Below are 14387 nucleotides of genomic sequence, written 5' to 3'. Positions count from 1 at the left end.
TAATAAAATAAGAAAAATTACGCAATAAGTGCCAAATGAAGGAGAAGATCGGGAGATTGGAAAAAGGGAAAGACTACGACGAAATAATGAAGGACAATCCGGAACTGGCAGAAAAGCTGAACCGGGCTTCCAAAGAAAGGTTGTTAGATAAGAGAAATATTGACGGGGTTGCAAGAGCGCTGTCCCGTTATGTTTACAAAAATAATTCTGCAGCAGATATAGTAATAAAGGCGGTAAAAGAGGGACGTTGGCTGCAATTGGAACTTCTGTATGGCTATTATAGCGGGTTTGAAGATGACCGAAATGAGGGCGGATGTGCAGTAGCGGATCTGGAACAGCTCTTGAAAGAACTGCTTCGGAGTCTATTGTATTAATTCACATGATATGAAATGAAAAGAGGGTAACAAAAAAATGAGAGAAAAAACATTTGCAGTATTGATCGATTCAGACAATATTTCTTCAAAATATATATCTTGTATTCTGAATGAAATGACCAAGTACGGAGTCATCACATACAAGAGAATTTATGGAGATTGGACCAGTGCGCAGACGACGAGATGGAAACAGGCACTCCTTGAGAATTCTATTATGCCAATCCAGCAGTTCAGCAATACCGTAGGGAAAAATGCAACCGATTCCGCATTGATTATTGATGCCATGGATATATTGTATACCAATAATGTAGATGGTTTCTGTATCGTTTCCAGCGACAGCGACTTTACACGGTTAGCGGGGAGGCTGCGGGAATCCGGTAAAGATGTAATCGGAATGGGAGAGGAAAAGACTCCAAGATCTTTCCGTGCTGCCTGTACGGTATTTACGAATCTGGAGATTTTGCTGGAGCAGGATGAAGAAACACAGGAAGAAGTCTTTGTTCATAAGAGCCGATTAAGTGACAGCTCAATCGGCAGCAGAAGCCGCCTGGGAGACAGCCAGCCGGGGATGGAAGACAGCAGTATTATCAGCAAACGTGTCATTGAGAATGACATCGTATCCATTATAACAGAAAATGATGACAAGGACAGAATGACCGGGCTTGGGGAAATCGGAAGCCGGCTGGTGAAGAAATATTCGGATTTTGATGTCCGTAATTATGGATACAGTTCCCTGTCAAAGTTTTTGGAAGAAATGGAAAGCTTTGAACTTACCAAGAACAATAATGCCATCATGGTTCGTATGAAAGATAACAATATTAAGAAAGAGCAGCTGTCGGAATATGCCATTAACCTGGTACGAAGCAGCGGCAGGGAAGGCATGGAACTGGCATTCTTAGGCAATCGGATTCACCGGAAATTTGATAACTTTAAAGTGAAGGATTACGGTTATGCAACTTTTGCAAAATTTGTACAGAGTATTGGGCAGTTAGAAATAATTGAAAACCGAACGAAAAATAAAATTGTACATTTAAAGTCGAATGATTAGAAGTATGAGGTACTAATCAATTGCTTTAAACAAAGATACAGATACCGGAGATAAGAAATTTATATATAATACATTTACACAAAAGACAGTAAGGAAAATACATGACAGAAAAGACAATAAAGATCATTAAGGACTTTGATATAGCACAGATTGCTGATTCCGGGCAGTGTTTCCGCTTGAACAAAAGGGAAGACGGCAGCTATTCCCTGATAGCCCGGGAGCGGTATCTGGAGATAGTGCAGCAGGAGGAAGAAATCACTTTTTTCTGTGAAGAGAATGAATTTCGTGAGATCTGGGATTCTTACTTTGATCTTACGACAGATTATGGAGCATTTAAGGCACAGATTGAAAGTAAGGATCTGTACATGCAAAACGCTTGTGCATATGGCAGAGGGATCCGCATCCTGCGCCAGGAGCTTTGGGAAATGGTAATTACTTTTATCATATCCCAGCAAAACAACATTCCGAGGATTAAAAAATGCGTAGAGTCTCTTTGCAGAGCCTATGGAGAAAAAAGAACAAATTTCCGGAATGAAACATATTATACGTTCCCCAAACCGGAGGCGCTTGCAGGTCTGGGTGAAGAGGATCTGTGTTCCTGCAGCCTGGGGTACCGGAATAAGTATATCAGAAAGACCGCAGATATGGTCGTAAGCGGAGGTTTTGATTTATACCGTCTCTATGATTTAAATTATGAGGATGCCAGAAGAGAACTTTTAAAGTTATGCGGAGTTGGAATAAAGGTGGCAGAATGCATATGTCTGTTTGCACTGCATCATATCGATGCATTTCCCATAGATACCCATATTCAGAAGGTATTAGACCGTCATTATCCGGAGGGTTTCCCATTTTCAAAGTATCAGGGATTTGCCGGAATTCTGCAGCAGTATGCTTTTTATTATGATGTTGAGGGCTATTGATTTCTGCGGACGGCTGATGTATACTCTATTTGAATTTTTTAATTTTACCAAAGAATAAAGGAGTAATTTCATGAATATTGTAATGTTAGAATCCCTTGCAGTCAGCGAGGATATATTAAAAAGCTATATAAAACCGCTGGAAGAAGCAGGACATACCTTCCGCGCATATGAAAAGAGCAGTGATGAGGAAGTATTAAAGGAAGAAAGCAAAGATGCGGATATCCTGATACTGGCGAATATGCCGCTGAGACAGGAAGTAATTCGCAATTGCAGCCATTTAAAATTTATAGATGTGGCATTTACCGGTGTAGATCATGTAGATCTGGAGGCCGCAAAAGAAATGGGAGCTGCCCTTAGTAACGCTTCCGGATATTCAAATGAATCAGTAGCAGAGCTTACGCTGGGCATGATACTCTCACTTCTTCGAAATGTTCCTCAGGTGGAAGCACGCTGCAGGGATGGAAAAACGAAGGATGGTCTTGTTGGTTTTGAATTAAAAGGAAAAACTGTGGGAATCATAGGTACAGGAGCAATCGGAATGCGTACCGCACAGCTTTGCAGTGCATTCGGCTGTAAAGTCATTGCCTATAATGGATTTTCAAAGAAGGAGAACAGTGAACTGATCACTTATATGCCGTTAAAAGACTTGTTGGAAGAAGCAGATATTGTAGCACTCCACTGCCCGTTAACGGAACAGTCCCGCCATCTGATCAACCAGGAGACCATTGGATATATGAAAAAATCTGCGATCCTGATAAATGCTGCAAGAGGACCCGTAGTGGATTCAGATACTCTGGCAAAGGCACTGAATGAAGGACGCATTGCAGGAGCAGGCATCGATGTATTCGAAGTGGAACCTCCGCTTAATACCGATCATCCGCTGCTTCATGCGAAAAATACCATTGTAACTCCCCATGTGGCATTTGCTACAAAAGAATCTATGGAAATCAGAGCTGAAATTGTGTTCCGAAATATCGACCAGTGGTTAAAGGGCGAGCAGATCAATAAAATATTGTAATTACGGGAGAGTTTTTTGAATGAATATAGAAAAAGTAAATGAGTACATGAAAAAGGTCACAGAAGCTGAGACAAAAACTTTCCCCTATAAAGGCAAGTTAAAGGTAGGATTGGACCTGGGTACGGCATATATTGTAATTGCTGTATTAGATGAAAATAATCAGCCCGTGGCATGTGAAAAGCAAAGTGCCAGAGTATTGAGAGACGGTGTTGTGGTAGATTATCTGGGCGCACTTGAGATTGTCAAAAAATTAAAGGCAAAGCTGGAAGAACGTTTGAAATGCGAATTGACACAATGTGCGATTGCAATGCCGGCAGGTACGCAAAGCAGTTTAAAGACCCATACTTATGTAGCGGAAGGGGCGGGGTTCGAGGTAATCAATATCCTGGATGAGCCATCTGCCGCCAACTCAGTCTATGAGATTAAAGATGGAGTAATTGTTGATATCGGAGGCGGTACTACAGGGCTGGCAATCATCAAAAACGGCAAAGTAGAAGAAATTCAGGACGAGGCAACAGGAGGAACCCATGTGACCCTGGTTCTTTCCGGTAGATATCACATATCTTTTGAAGAAGCCGAGGTAATGAAACAGGATTACAGCAATCATAAAGAAATATTCCCGGTTGTAAAACCGGTTTTCGAAAAAATGGCATCCATTGTCAACAAATATATCCACGATCAGAAAATCAAAGGAATCTATCTGTGCGGAGGAACTTGCTGCCTTACAGGAATAGAGGAGATCTTCGAGAAGAAGACAGGAATTAAAACAATAAAGCCGGAAAATCCGTTTTTGGTGACACCGGTTGGTATTGCTATGAATTGTGTGTTTATCCAATAACGAACAGCCCGCCACAGCCCAGGGGTTCCAACCTGCTGAGAAAACCAGCTTTGTATCAACGAATGCTATCTCGGAAAGATGGGTGTGGGAAACTGGTATGGGCGTAGGAAGCGTAGAGCAGAGCTGAGTATTTACTTACCTTTCCGAAGTGTTTTTTGGCGGATAGTATTCGACTGGCTCCCATCGGATACTAAGCGGGCAGTGAGCTGCGAAATGCATCAGGATTTCGGAGCGAATGCCCGCGTGCCGCCAAAAAGCGCTTCGGAAAGGTTAGAAAATACCAGTTCTGCGGCCAGCTGACGGAGCCCATGCCAGTTTCCCACACCCATCTTTTCGTACACTACCTACATCACAAAGCGTCATTACTCAGCGAAACCCAAATTTAAAATAAAATTATTCGCTGAAGTATTAAAAAATCTATTCATCTAATTTATGAAATCTTCAAACCCAGATCAATTGTAAATTATCATAAATCTATCCGTAACAGAAATCGATAATCTAAAGCATATATTTTCCGAAAAATGAATTCCAATCCAAAAACAACAGATATCTCCCTCCCTCCATTATCAAAAGAGGTATTGACTCCCGTCACATATAGCGATATAGTTAGTATACTAATAGTTAGTTGACTAATGATAGGAGGTATTACAAATGAATATAAATATTAAAAAAGATTCCCTCCACCTGCTTATCTCAAGGACATTTCATGCCCAGAGAAATATGATCCGCCCCAAACTTCTGGAAGCGGGACTTTGTGTGGGGCAGCCTAAGGTTCTGCATTATCTCTATGATCATGGAGCATGTATGCAGAAGGAACTGGCTTCGTTTTGCAATGTGGAGCCGGCTACCATGTCGAAGATGCTGGATACGATGGAAAAGAACGGATTGATAAAACGAATGGATGTAGCGGGAAACCGCCGGGCATTTCACATTGTACTGACGGATGCAGGGCTTGTTTCCCTTGGAGAGTGGGAAAAAATCTGTGAAGAGGCAGATGAAAAAAGCCTGCAGGGATTTACAGAAGAAGAACGGGAGCAGTATCGGAATTTTTTAAACCGGATGTATGAAAATATAAACGGCAAATAGCGGGAAGGAGAATGTGCAATGATTCAGAAATTCATGAGATATTTTCATAATTATAAAAAATATCTTTACATTAGCTGCATTTGTGTAGTGCTGGAAACCATGTTTGAATTAATTATTCCCATGATTATGGCAGATATCATTGACGTAGGCGTGGTGAATAAAGATGTTCCGTATATCTTTCTGAAAGGTTCTCTGATGGCATTGTGTGCTCTTTTATCACTGTTTCTGGGAATCTTATATGCCCGTTTTGCGGCGCTGGCGGGACAGGGATTTGGGGCAGAGCTTCGGGGGGAAGAATTTCGCCGGCTTTCGGAGTTTTCCTTTGGGAATATGGACCGGTTTTCTACTTCCTCACTGATCACCAGGCTTACCAGTGATGTAGCTGTTCTGCAAAATGCCATCAGCGGAGGAATACGGCCGGCTGTTCGGGCACCTGTCATGCTGGTGATGGCAATCACGATGTCATTTGTGATTAATGCCAGGCTGGCACTTGTCTTTGTGGCAGCAGTACCGATTTTGGCCGTTGCACTTATTTGCATTATAAGGAAACTGCGTCCCATGTATGGGAAAATGCAAAAAGCTGTGGATATGGTGAACCGGGTGACCCAGGAAAACCTTATCGCAATCCGGGTTGTGAAATCCTTTGTCCGGGGAAATTATGAAAAGGAAAAGTTTAAAGAAGTAAATGATAATCTACAGTTTACCAGCGAAAAAGCTTTTCATACGGCAGTGCTTAATATGCCATGTTTTCAGTTTGTGATGTATTTTACCATTGTGGCTATTCTCTGGTTTGGCGGCAATCTGATATTTGTGGGCAGTATGAAGGTTGGGGAACTGACCGGTTTCTTAAGTTATGTACTGCAGATATTGAATTCCCTGATGATGCTTTCCAATGTATTTATGATGCTTACCAGAAGTGTTGCGAGTGCAGGACGTATCCAGGAAGTCATGGAAGAACAAAGCGAAATCAAAGATGACATGGCAAAAGATATAGAAGTAGGAAGTGGGAGCATCGATTTTGAACATGTCAATTTCAAATACAAAGAGGAAGCAGAAGAATATGTACTCAGCGATATTACATTTCACATCGAAGCAGGGCAGACCATTGGTATCATAGGCGGCACAGGATCTGCCAAGACATCGCTGGTGCAGTTGATTCCGCGGCTGTACGATGTGACGGAAGGAACCGTTAAGATTGACGGTATCGATGTAAAAGAGTATCCGATGAAGCATTTGAGAGAAGCAATCGGTATGGTATTACAGAGAAATACATTATTTTCGGGAACGATCCGGGAAAATCTGCTCTGGGGAAATGAAAAGGCGGATGACAGTGAAATTAACCGGGCATGTCATATTGCATGTGCTGACGAATTTCTGAAAAAGATTCCCCAGGGTCTGGATTTTGATCTGGGTCAGGGGGGGGTCAACGTATCCGGTGGACAGAAGCAGCGTCTCTGCATTGCCAGGGCATTGTTAAAACGTCCTAAAATACTGATCCTGGATGATTCTACAAGTGCGGTGGATACCGCAACGGAAAAGAAGATCCGGGACGGACTGGAACAGTACATGGGAGATACCACAAAGATAATAATCGCCCAGAGAATCAGTTCTGTCAAAAATGCAGACCAGATTATTGTATTGGATGACGGGCGTATCAATGCGATAGGAACCCATGAGACGTTAGTGGAGACAAACCCCATTTATCAGGAAGTATATACTTCGGGACAGGAAGGAGCTGATAAATAATGGCAAAAGTAATAGGATATAAGAAGCCCAGAAACATCAAGAAAACCTTAAAAACTATGCTGCGCTATTTTAAACGCCATATCTTTGCGCTATGCCTGGTGACGGTTATGGTTGTAATATCAGCGGGAGCCAATATTTACGGCACTTATCTTTTAAAGCCTATTGTAAACGATTATATCGTTCCCGGAGATATACCCGGGCTGATTAAAATGCTGCTCTTTATGGGAACCATGTATCTGACCGGAGTTTTATGTACCTTTGGTTATACCCAGTTGATGGTGAGAACGGCACAGGCAATGGTAAAGGAAATCCGAAGTGATCTGTTTAGTAAGACCCAGAATCTGCCGCTGTCTTACTTTGATGCAAAGACCCACGGCGAGTTAATGTCACGGTTTACCAATGACATGGATACGGTACAGGAAGGGTTGAACAATAGTTTCACCATGGTAATACAAAGCTTTATTGTCACCGTGGGAACGATTGTAATGATTGTGGTTTTAAATGCCAGGCTGAGTCTCGTTGTTTTTGTATCTTTTATCTGTATGTTTGCATTCATCCGTTACAGCAGCAAAAAAAGCCAGAAGTATTTCGCACAGCAGCAAAAATATCTGGGAAGCCTGAACGGGTTTGTAGAAGAAATGGTGGAAGGCGCTAAAGTGGTCAAGGTGTTCAACCATGAAGAAGAAAATATCCGGGAATTTGAGAGGAGAAATGAAAAACTCCGGGCATCTGCAACAGAAGCGCTCACTCATGGGGGACGAATGGTGCCGGTAATTGTCAGCATTTCTTATCTGAATTATGCGATTTCAGCGTGCATTGGCGGTTTGTTTGCAATCAGCGGGCTGATGGATCTTGGCAGCTTATCCAGTTATCTGGTATATGTACGGCAGACAGCAATGCCGATTAATCAATTTACTCAGCAGATGAATTTTATACTGGCGGCAGTCGCAGGTGCGGAGCGGATATTTGAAGTTATTGAAGAAGCAGAAGAGGAAGATGCTGGAAAGACTACACTGACGCCGGTGGTTGCAGGCGCAGATGGAAGCCTGGTGCCATGCAGGGAGCGGGATCATCACTGGGCATGGAGTTGTCCTGACAAAGATGGAAAAGAAGTTCTGGTTCCCATGAGAGGAGATGTACGTTTTCATGATGTATCCTTCTCTTATGAAGAAAATCATGAAATTCTGCACAAATTAAATCTCTATGCCAAGCCAGGGCAGAAGATCGCTTTTGTGGGTTCAACAGGAGCCGGAAAGACTACCATTACAAATCTGATCAACCGTTTTTATGAAATTAATCAAGGCGTCATCACCTATGATGGAATTGATATAAAGCAGATCAAAAAGGATGACCTGCGCCATTCATTATCAATGGTTTTACAGGATACCCATCTTTTTACCGGAACAATTGAAGAAAATATCCGGTATGGAAAACTGGATGCGGATCATGAAGAGGTGGTTGCGGCAGCAAAGCTTGCCAATGCCCATTCCTTTATCCGGAGGCTGCCAAATGGATATCAGACCATGCTGCACAGTGACGGAACCAATCTTTCCCAGGGACAGCGCCAGTTATTGTCCATTGCCCGTGCGGCAATTGCTGATCCCCTGGTACTGATACTGGATGAGGCAACCAGTTCCATCGATACCCGTACAGAAAAGCTGATCGAAAAAGGCATGGATAAACTGATGCAGGGAAGAACTGTATTCGTCATAGCTCACCGTCTGTCCACCGTTCGAAATGCCAATGCCATTATGGTTTTGGAAAATGGCTGTATTATTGAGCGTGGAAGCCATGAGGAATTATTGGAACAAGAAGGTAAATATTATCAGCTTTATAATGGTATGTTCGAATTGTCATAGGGACAACAAAATATTTTTGATAAAGCCTGGATGCCACGTAAACCACGGATTAATAAAGGATATCTGGCGAGATATGCAAGAAGTGTAACTTCCGGGAGTACAGGCGCTGTACTGGAATAAACAGGCATTTTAAAAACCTGCTCTGAGCCCAAATATCATTGACTATTCAGGTTTACACCTTTATAATAGATATAAAGTGAACAGGATAGGAGAAGGTTATGGAAATAAAAAACGTATATGAGGAATTAGGGCAGGAAAATTATTCCGCCGTTAAAGATCGTTTTTGTGGCAATGAAAAATTGTTAGAGAAATTTGTGAAAAAATTTCTTCTGGATCCTACGTATGAAAAACTGGAAGAGTCTGTCAGCGCAGGAGACCGGCAGGGTATAGAGATAAATGCCCACACATTAAAGGGGGTTGCCGGTAATCTGGGATTTTGCAGCCTGCAGTCAGAATGTGCGGAACTGGTTGGCTGTATCAGATTAGATAATAATGAGCAGATTCCGGAGTTATTTGAGCGTGTAAAAAGCACCTATACGAATATCATACAAGTAATCAAAAAACTGGATTAGGGCAGAGGGTGGACTATGGAACAAAAAAGAAGAACCATTTTAATAGTCGACGATATGGAGCTGAACAGAGCAATCCTCAATGAGATGTTTTATCAGAATTACAATGTACTGGAAGCCTGTGACGGTGAGCAGGCACTGCAGTTAATTTCTCAGAAAAAGCATGAGATTGATATTATACTGCTGGATATTGTAATGCCTGTAATAGATGGATTTGGAGTATTGGAAAGTCTGCAGAGGCAGAATCTGATGGAGCGCCTGCCGGTGGTTATGATTACGGCAGAGAATTCGGAAAGCGTTATGAAAAAAGGCTATGCAATGGGAGTTACGGATATTATAACGAAACCTTTTAATCCAGACATTGTAAGAAGGCGTGTAAAAAATGTACTTGCTTTATACAGCAGGCAGGAGAGCCTGGAAGAACTGGTTGAACAACAGACACAGGCGCTGCGCAATCAGACCAGACAGCTTCTGGATGCCCTTAGCAGTATTATAGAGTTTAAAAATATGGAATCGGGTCAGCACATACTCAGAATTCGTATCATAACAAAGTTTTTACTACAAAAATTATCTAAGAAATTTCCGGGATATGATCTTACTGCAAAGCAGATAGATACCATATCAGAAGCTGCTGCAATGCATGATATCGGAAAAATCGCTATTTCCAATTCAATTTTAAATAAACCGGGAAAGCTTACCGCTGAAGAATTTGAGATTATGAAAACTCATACGGTAAAAGGATGTGAGGTAGCAAGAAAATTAAAATATATACAAAACCAGGACTTTATGGGATACTGCCTGGACATTTGCCGCCACCACCACGAGCGCTGGGACGGCAAAGGGTATCCTGACGGTCTGAAAGAGGATGAGATCTCCATATGGGCACAGGTAGTATCTCTTGCAGATGTCTATGATGCGCTCACAAGCGAACGGGTGTATAAGCGGGCTTACAGCCATCAGGAAGCCTTATATATGATTCAGAATGGTGAATGCGGTATATTTAATCCCCGGCTTTTGAAATGTTTCATGGAAAATGCAGATGAGATGTATCAGTATCTTTTAAATTTGACGGATGAAAATGCAAGTACCTTCGGTTATGAGGACGAATACGAGCAAAAAACAACGGCCAATATGACAAATATTTCCGACCGCACCTTACAGTTATTGGAGCTTGAGCGGGAAAAATATAGAATTATAACGGAACTGTCAGGTGATATCGTGTTTGACTATGACACGCAGAGAGATCTGCTAAGCTTCTCAGAGAAATTCAGGGAAGTTTTTGGAAGAAATATCATAATAGAAGATGCCCGGCACTGGATGCAGAACAGTGGTTTTTTGTATGAGCAGGACAAAAGCAAGTTTATAAAGCATCTGATGATTCTTACCAGTCAGAATGTAACCTGTAAAGTTCAGGTGCGTCTGATGGTAACTCAAGATACTTATGAATGGTTTGACGTCTATGTCCATTCCATCTGGAATCAGGAAACCGGTGAGTGCCTGACCCTGATGGGCAAGATGGTCAACGTAGACCAGCGTTACAAAGAACTGGAGCAATGGAAGAAAGTAGCCAATACCGATGCCTTAACAGGTCTGTATAATAGAAAGGCATTGGAAGAGAAGATCAGTGAGGTGCTGGTCAACGAGCATGCACAGCAGTCAGCACTCTGTTTTATAGATTTGGATGATTTCAAACAGGTAAATGATGGTTATGGACATCCTTACGGAGATGAATTATTAATTGAAATTGCCAGACAATTAAAAGGCTGTGTCAGAAGTACAGATATTACCGGCAGAATAGGCGGAGATGAATTTATTGTACTACTTCGCAATATAAAATCGGTTCGGGATATGATGGAAAAAGCATCACAGCTTTGTCATACTCTCGGGAAAGGATTTAAGGGATATAACTATTCCGTCAGCATAGGAATTGCGGTATTCCCCGAAGCCGGAAAGACTTATGAAGAACTGCTCAGCCGGGCTGATCAGGCATTATATTGTTCCAAAAATGCAGGAAAAGACCAGTATGTGATCTATGGTGATGATACGGCAGAGATGCCATTTCGTTCTCTGTTATCAGAGGTGGACAGTTTTGTGCAGACCGAAAATGAACTGGCCAAGATTTTAAATAATGCGGGTATGGAAAAATAAGGCGGATATAACTGCCTTATTTTTTTACCCTTTTATTTAAACATTATATGTTACAATCGTCCATTTTTCATTTTGTTTCATTAAAAAGCAGGGAGTATTTATTTTTTTACGGTAATAGTATTCAAATAATTTTTGAAAGAAGCGGTAGTCTAAAAATAAGGCAATATTTTCGTTTACAGTCATATATACATCTCCAATCATTCAAAAATATTAGTATTCATGTAACCATATGGCCTCCGGCAGCATACATTAGAATATAGTATCATACTGCTCTATTCTAATTATATTCCGGAGGAGAGAAATATATGACGCATATTGTACAACTTACTGAATTAAAAAGGGGAGAAAAAGCAGTGATTACAGAGCTGATCTCTTTTAAAGAAATGAGGCGCAGGCTTCAGGATATGGGAATGATAGAGGGGACAACAGTAGAATGTGTGGGAAAAAGTCCTTTGGGTGACCCCTGTGCTTTTTTAATTAGAGGTGCAGTAATTGCTCTTCGTAAAGAGGATGCGGGAAGTGTAATGGTAGAATGCAGTGATTAATAGGAGGCGCTTATGGGAATAAACAGGTCATCATCAGGAATGAATTCTGTTGACAAAGAACTCGTAATTCAAAAAGAAAGAGAAGAAGATAAGGTAATTGCACTTGCCGGAAATCCCAATGTGGGGAAAAGTACTGTTTTTAATCAGCTGACGGGCATGAAGCAGCATACCGGAAACTGGCCGGGAAAAACGGTTGCCAATGCCCAGGGATATTGCTCTTATGGGAATCAGGGTTATGTAATGGTAGATATTCCGGGATGCTATTCCCTGATGGCGCATTCCATTGAAGAAGAAGTGGCAAGAGACTTTATCTGTTTTGAACATCCGGATGCAGTCGTGGTAGTTTGTGATGCAACCTGTCTCGAACGTAATCTGAATCTGGTATTGCAGATACTGGAAGCTTGTGCCAATGTAGTAGTTTGTGTCAATCTTATGGATGAAGCAAAGAAAAAGCAGATTAAGATACAATTAGAATCATTATCTGAAAAGACAAAGGTTCCGGTAATCGGAATAACAGCCAGAAGCAAAAAAGGTCTGGATCAGATCTTTGAAGGTCTGAATCAAATCTGGGGCCAAACAGAGAACAAGGAACCACTTGTGACCTATCCTGATTATATTGAAGATGCCATTCACCAACTGGAGCCAGCCGTAGAAAAATTATGCAAAGGAGTACCAAATTCCAGATGGCTGTGTGCCAGACTGCTGGATGCAGATGAGTGCCTGCGTAAATCAATGCGGCTGCATATCGGAAATGATCTTCTGGAAAATGAAGAGATACATAATATCCTTTCCGATATTAAATCCAATTTGTCAGACTCAGAAATTTCCAGAGAACAATTGAGTGATGATATCGCATCTGCCTTTGTAAAGAAAGCAGAAGATCTATGCAGAGATACGGTTGCTTTCGAAGATAAATCTTATAACCGAAAAGACCGCCGGCTAGACCGTTTATTCACAAGTAAGGTAAGCGGGTTTCCGATAATGTTCCTGGTCCTGCTGTTTGTCTTCTGGCTTACAATCACCGGGGCAAATTATCCGTCACAGCTTTTGAGCAAGGGTTTATTCATGTTGGAAGACCAATTAGTATTACTCTTTCAAAAAATAGGTGCCCCCACAATCTTATATGAAATTCTGGTATTTGGAATATACCGGGTACTGGCATGGGTAGTGTCCGTCATGCTGCCGCCAATGGCAATTTTCTTCCCTTTGTTTACACTGTTAGAGGACTTTGGATATTTGCCGAGAGTCGCATTTAATCTGGACAGGTGTTTTAAAAAATGCCAGGCGTGCGGGAAACAGGCTTTGACTATGTGCATGGGGTTTGGCTGTAACGCAGCCGGCATCATCGGCTGCCGCATCATAGATTCTCCAAGGGAACGTTTCATAGCAATCATCACCAATAATTTTGTCCCCTGCAATGGAAGACTGCCAATCTTAATATCAGTAATTTCCATGTTTTTTGTAGGAAAGGTAACCGGAGTGTTTTCCTCCCTGTTGTCAGCAGTCATTTTAGCAGGAATTATCGTACTTGGCGTAATAATGACCCTGGTAGTATCCAAAATACTGTCCAAAACAATATTAAAAGGAATGCCATCATCCTTCACTCTAGAATTGCCGCCTTACCGAAGACCACAGATCGGAAAAGTGATTGTGCGATCCATCTTTGACCGTACACTCTTTGTATTAGCCCGTGCAGTAGTGATTGCAGCACCTGCAGGACTGGTTATCTGGCTGATGGCAAATCTGTCAATTGGAGATATGACCATATTAACCCACTGCACCCAGGCACTGGATCCCTTTGCAAAGATGCTGGGTATGGATGGCGTTATACTGATGGCGTTTATACTGGGTCTGCCTGCAAATGAAATCGTGATCCCGATTATGATCATGACGTATATGGCACAGGGCAGTCTGTTGGAAATTAATGACCTGGATGTACTAAAACAGCTGCTGGTACAAAATGGATGGACCTGGGTAACGGCAGTCAGCACCATGCTGTTTACGCTGATGCACTGGCCCTGTTCCACAACGTGTTTAACCATACACAAAGAGACGCAGAGCATAAAGTGGACGCTGGTCTCGGTGGTGGTACCAGCAGTTGTGGGGATCGTGGTGTGTTTTGTGTTTACATCGGTGGTAAGGCTGCTTGGGATTGGGTGAGATTATTATGAAATAAGTGGGAAAATGAGAATTCAGGAGTTGCAGAACCTGGCAGGGAGTAAGTCAGATTGGGTTT

Annotated in this window: 14 protein-coding genes; 12 read left to right on the top strand and 2 right to left on the bottom strand. The window is 42.0% G+C overall.

The features are described 5' to 3' along the window. Positions 1-35: 35 nt before the first annotated feature. The 5 genes from QR40_RS10245 to eutJ all read left to right on the top strand — a co-directional run bounded on the left by QR40_RS10245 (position 36) and on the right by eutJ (position 4198). Positions 36-374 (top strand): hypothetical protein, encoded by a 339-nt coding sequence (locus QR40_RS10245; RefSeq protein WP_152614195.1) that lies wholly within the window; start codon positions 36-38, stop codon positions 372-374. A gap of 37 nt (positions 375-411) precedes the next feature. After that, positions 412-1422, top strand: coding sequence for an NYN domain-containing protein (locus tag QR40_RS10240; RefSeq protein WP_027294506.1), 1011 nt, complete (start codon positions 412-414; stop codon positions 1420-1422). A 101-nt stretch (positions 1423-1523) separates the two neighbouring features. After that, the gene (locus QR40_RS10235; protein WP_044294762.1) at positions 1524-2342 is read left to right on the top strand and encodes a DNA-3-methyladenine glycosylase family protein; all 819 of its coding nucleotides are present in this window, start codon (positions 1524-1526) and stop codon (positions 2340-2342) included. Positions 2343-2412: 70 nt separating this feature from the next. Beyond that, on the top strand, positions 2413-3360 hold the full coding sequence (locus tag QR40_RS10230) for a 2-hydroxyacid dehydrogenase (RefSeq protein ID WP_044294760.1): 948 nt from the start codon (positions 2413-2415) through the stop codon (positions 3358-3360). Between the two features lie 19 nt (positions 3361-3379). Beyond that, positions 3380-4198 carry an ethanolamine utilization protein EutJ gene (gene eutJ / locus QR40_RS10225; RefSeq protein WP_044294759.1) on the top strand — a complete coding sequence of 273 codons (819 nt, stop codon included), beginning with the start codon at positions 3380-3382 and terminating at the stop codon, positions 4196-4198. Between the two features lie 218 nt (positions 4199-4416). On the opposite strand, the gene QR40_RS32530 is transcribed toward eutJ, so the two are convergent. Next, positions 4417-4539, bottom strand: coding sequence for a hypothetical protein (locus tag QR40_RS32530; protein ID WP_255348091.1), 123 nt, complete (start codon positions 4537-4539; stop codon positions 4417-4419). Positions 4540-4849: 310 nt separating this feature from the next. On the opposite strand from QR40_RS32530, the gene QR40_RS10220 reads away from it, so the two are divergent. From QR40_RS10220 to QR40_RS10200, 5 genes are all read left to right on the top strand, one after another. Next, positions 4850-5284, top strand: coding sequence for a MarR family winged helix-turn-helix transcriptional regulator (locus QR40_RS10220; RefSeq protein ID WP_044289421.1), 435 nt, complete (start codon positions 4850-4852; stop codon positions 5282-5284). 18 nt (positions 5285-5302) lie between these two features. Beyond that, positions 5303-7030, top strand: coding sequence for an ABC transporter ATP-binding protein (locus tag QR40_RS10215; RefSeq protein ID WP_044294757.1), 1728 nt, complete (start codon positions 5303-5305; stop codon positions 7028-7030). Beyond that, a complete protein-coding gene (locus tag QR40_RS10210) occupies positions 7030-8889 on the top strand; it encodes an ABC transporter ATP-binding protein (protein ID WP_044294756.1) in 1860 nt (619 codons plus the stop codon). Before QR40_RS10215 ends, QR40_RS10210 begins: the two co-directional genes overlap by 1 nt. A gap of 218 nt (positions 8890-9107) precedes the next feature. Next, positions 9108-9461, top strand: a complete 354-nt coding sequence (locus QR40_RS10205; RefSeq protein ID WP_027294499.1) for an Hpt domain-containing protein — start codon at positions 9108-9110, stop codon at positions 9459-9461. Positions 9462-9476: 15 nt separating this feature from the next. Beyond that, a complete protein-coding gene (locus tag QR40_RS10200) occupies positions 9477-11606 on the top strand; it encodes a GGDEF/HDGYP domain-containing response regulator (RefSeq protein WP_044289419.1) in 2130 nt (709 codons plus the stop codon). Between the two features lie 36 nt (positions 11607-11642). Here QR40_RS10200 and QR40_RS32055 read toward each other — a convergent pair whose 3' ends face one another. Then, the gene (locus tag QR40_RS32055; protein WP_176731126.1) at positions 11643-11789 is read right to left on the bottom strand and encodes a hypothetical protein; all 147 of its coding nucleotides are present in this window, start codon (positions 11787-11789) and stop codon (positions 11643-11645) included. 122 nt (positions 11790-11911) lie between these two features. Between QR40_RS32055 and QR40_RS10195 the strand changes: the two genes are divergently transcribed. Continuing rightward, positions 11912-12151, top strand: a complete 240-nt coding sequence (locus QR40_RS10195) for a FeoA family protein (protein ID WP_027294498.1) — start codon at positions 11912-11914, stop codon at positions 12149-12151. Between the two features lie 12 nt (positions 12152-12163). Further along, positions 12164-14311, top strand: a complete 2148-nt coding sequence (gene feoB / locus QR40_RS10190; RefSeq protein WP_044294755.1) for a ferrous iron transport protein B — start codon at positions 12164-12166, stop codon at positions 14309-14311. Positions 14312-14387 lie beyond the last annotated feature (76 nt).

The sequence above is a fragment of the Robinsoniella peoriensis genome, assembly GCF_000797495.1.
Taxonomy (GTDB): Bacteria; Bacillota; Clostridia; order Lachnospirales; family Lachnospiraceae; genus Robinsoniella; species Robinsoniella peoriensis.
Note: the sequence above shows the minus strand (reverse complement) of the source record. Positions and strands in the feature narration are given on the sequence as shown.

Excerpts from the sequence above, each read along its gene's own strand:
- QR40_RS10245 (WP_152614195.1), top strand. The coding sequence starts at position 36 with ATGAAGGAGAAGATCGGGAGATTGGAAAAAGGGAAAGACTACGACGAA.
- QR40_RS10195 (WP_027294498.1), top strand. The coding sequence starts at position 11,912 with ATGACGCATATTGTACAACTTACTGAATTAAAAAGGGGAGAAAAAGCA.
- QR40_RS32055 (WP_176731126.1), bottom strand. The coding sequence starts at position 11,789 with ATGACTGTAAACGAAAATATTGCCTTATTTTTAGACTACCGCTTCTTT.
- QR40_RS10230 (WP_044294760.1), top strand. The coding sequence starts at position 2,413 with ATGAATATTGTAATGTTAGAATCCCTTGCAGTCAGCGAGGATATATTA.
- QR40_RS10210 (WP_044294756.1), top strand. The coding sequence starts at position 7,030 with ATGGCAAAAGTAATAGGATATAAGAAGCCCAGAAACATCAAGAAAACC.
- QR40_RS10240 (WP_027294506.1), top strand. The coding sequence starts at position 412 with ATGAGAGAAAAAACATTTGCAGTATTGATCGATTCAGACAATATTTCT.
- feoB (WP_044294755.1), top strand. The coding sequence starts at position 12,164 with ATGGGAATAAACAGGTCATCATCAGGAATGAATTCTGTTGACAAAGAA.
- QR40_RS10215 (WP_044294757.1), top strand. The coding sequence starts at position 5,303 with ATGATTCAGAAATTCATGAGATATTTTCATAATTATAAAAAATATCTT.
- QR40_RS10220 (WP_044289421.1), top strand. The coding sequence starts at position 4,850 with ATGAATATAAATATTAAAAAAGATTCCCTCCACCTGCTTATCTCAAGG.
- eutJ (WP_044294759.1), top strand. The coding sequence starts at position 3,380 with ATGAATATAGAAAAAGTAAATGAGTACATGAAAAAGGTCACAGAAGCT.
- QR40_RS10235 (WP_044294762.1), top strand. The coding sequence starts at position 1,524 with ATGACAGAAAAGACAATAAAGATCATTAAGGACTTTGATATAGCACAG.
- QR40_RS10205 (WP_027294499.1), top strand. The coding sequence starts at position 9,108 with ATGGAAATAAAAAACGTATATGAGGAATTAGGGCAGGAAAATTATTCC.
- QR40_RS10200 (WP_044289419.1), top strand. The coding sequence starts at position 9,477 with ATGGAACAAAAAAGAAGAACCATTTTAATAGTCGACGATATGGAGCTG.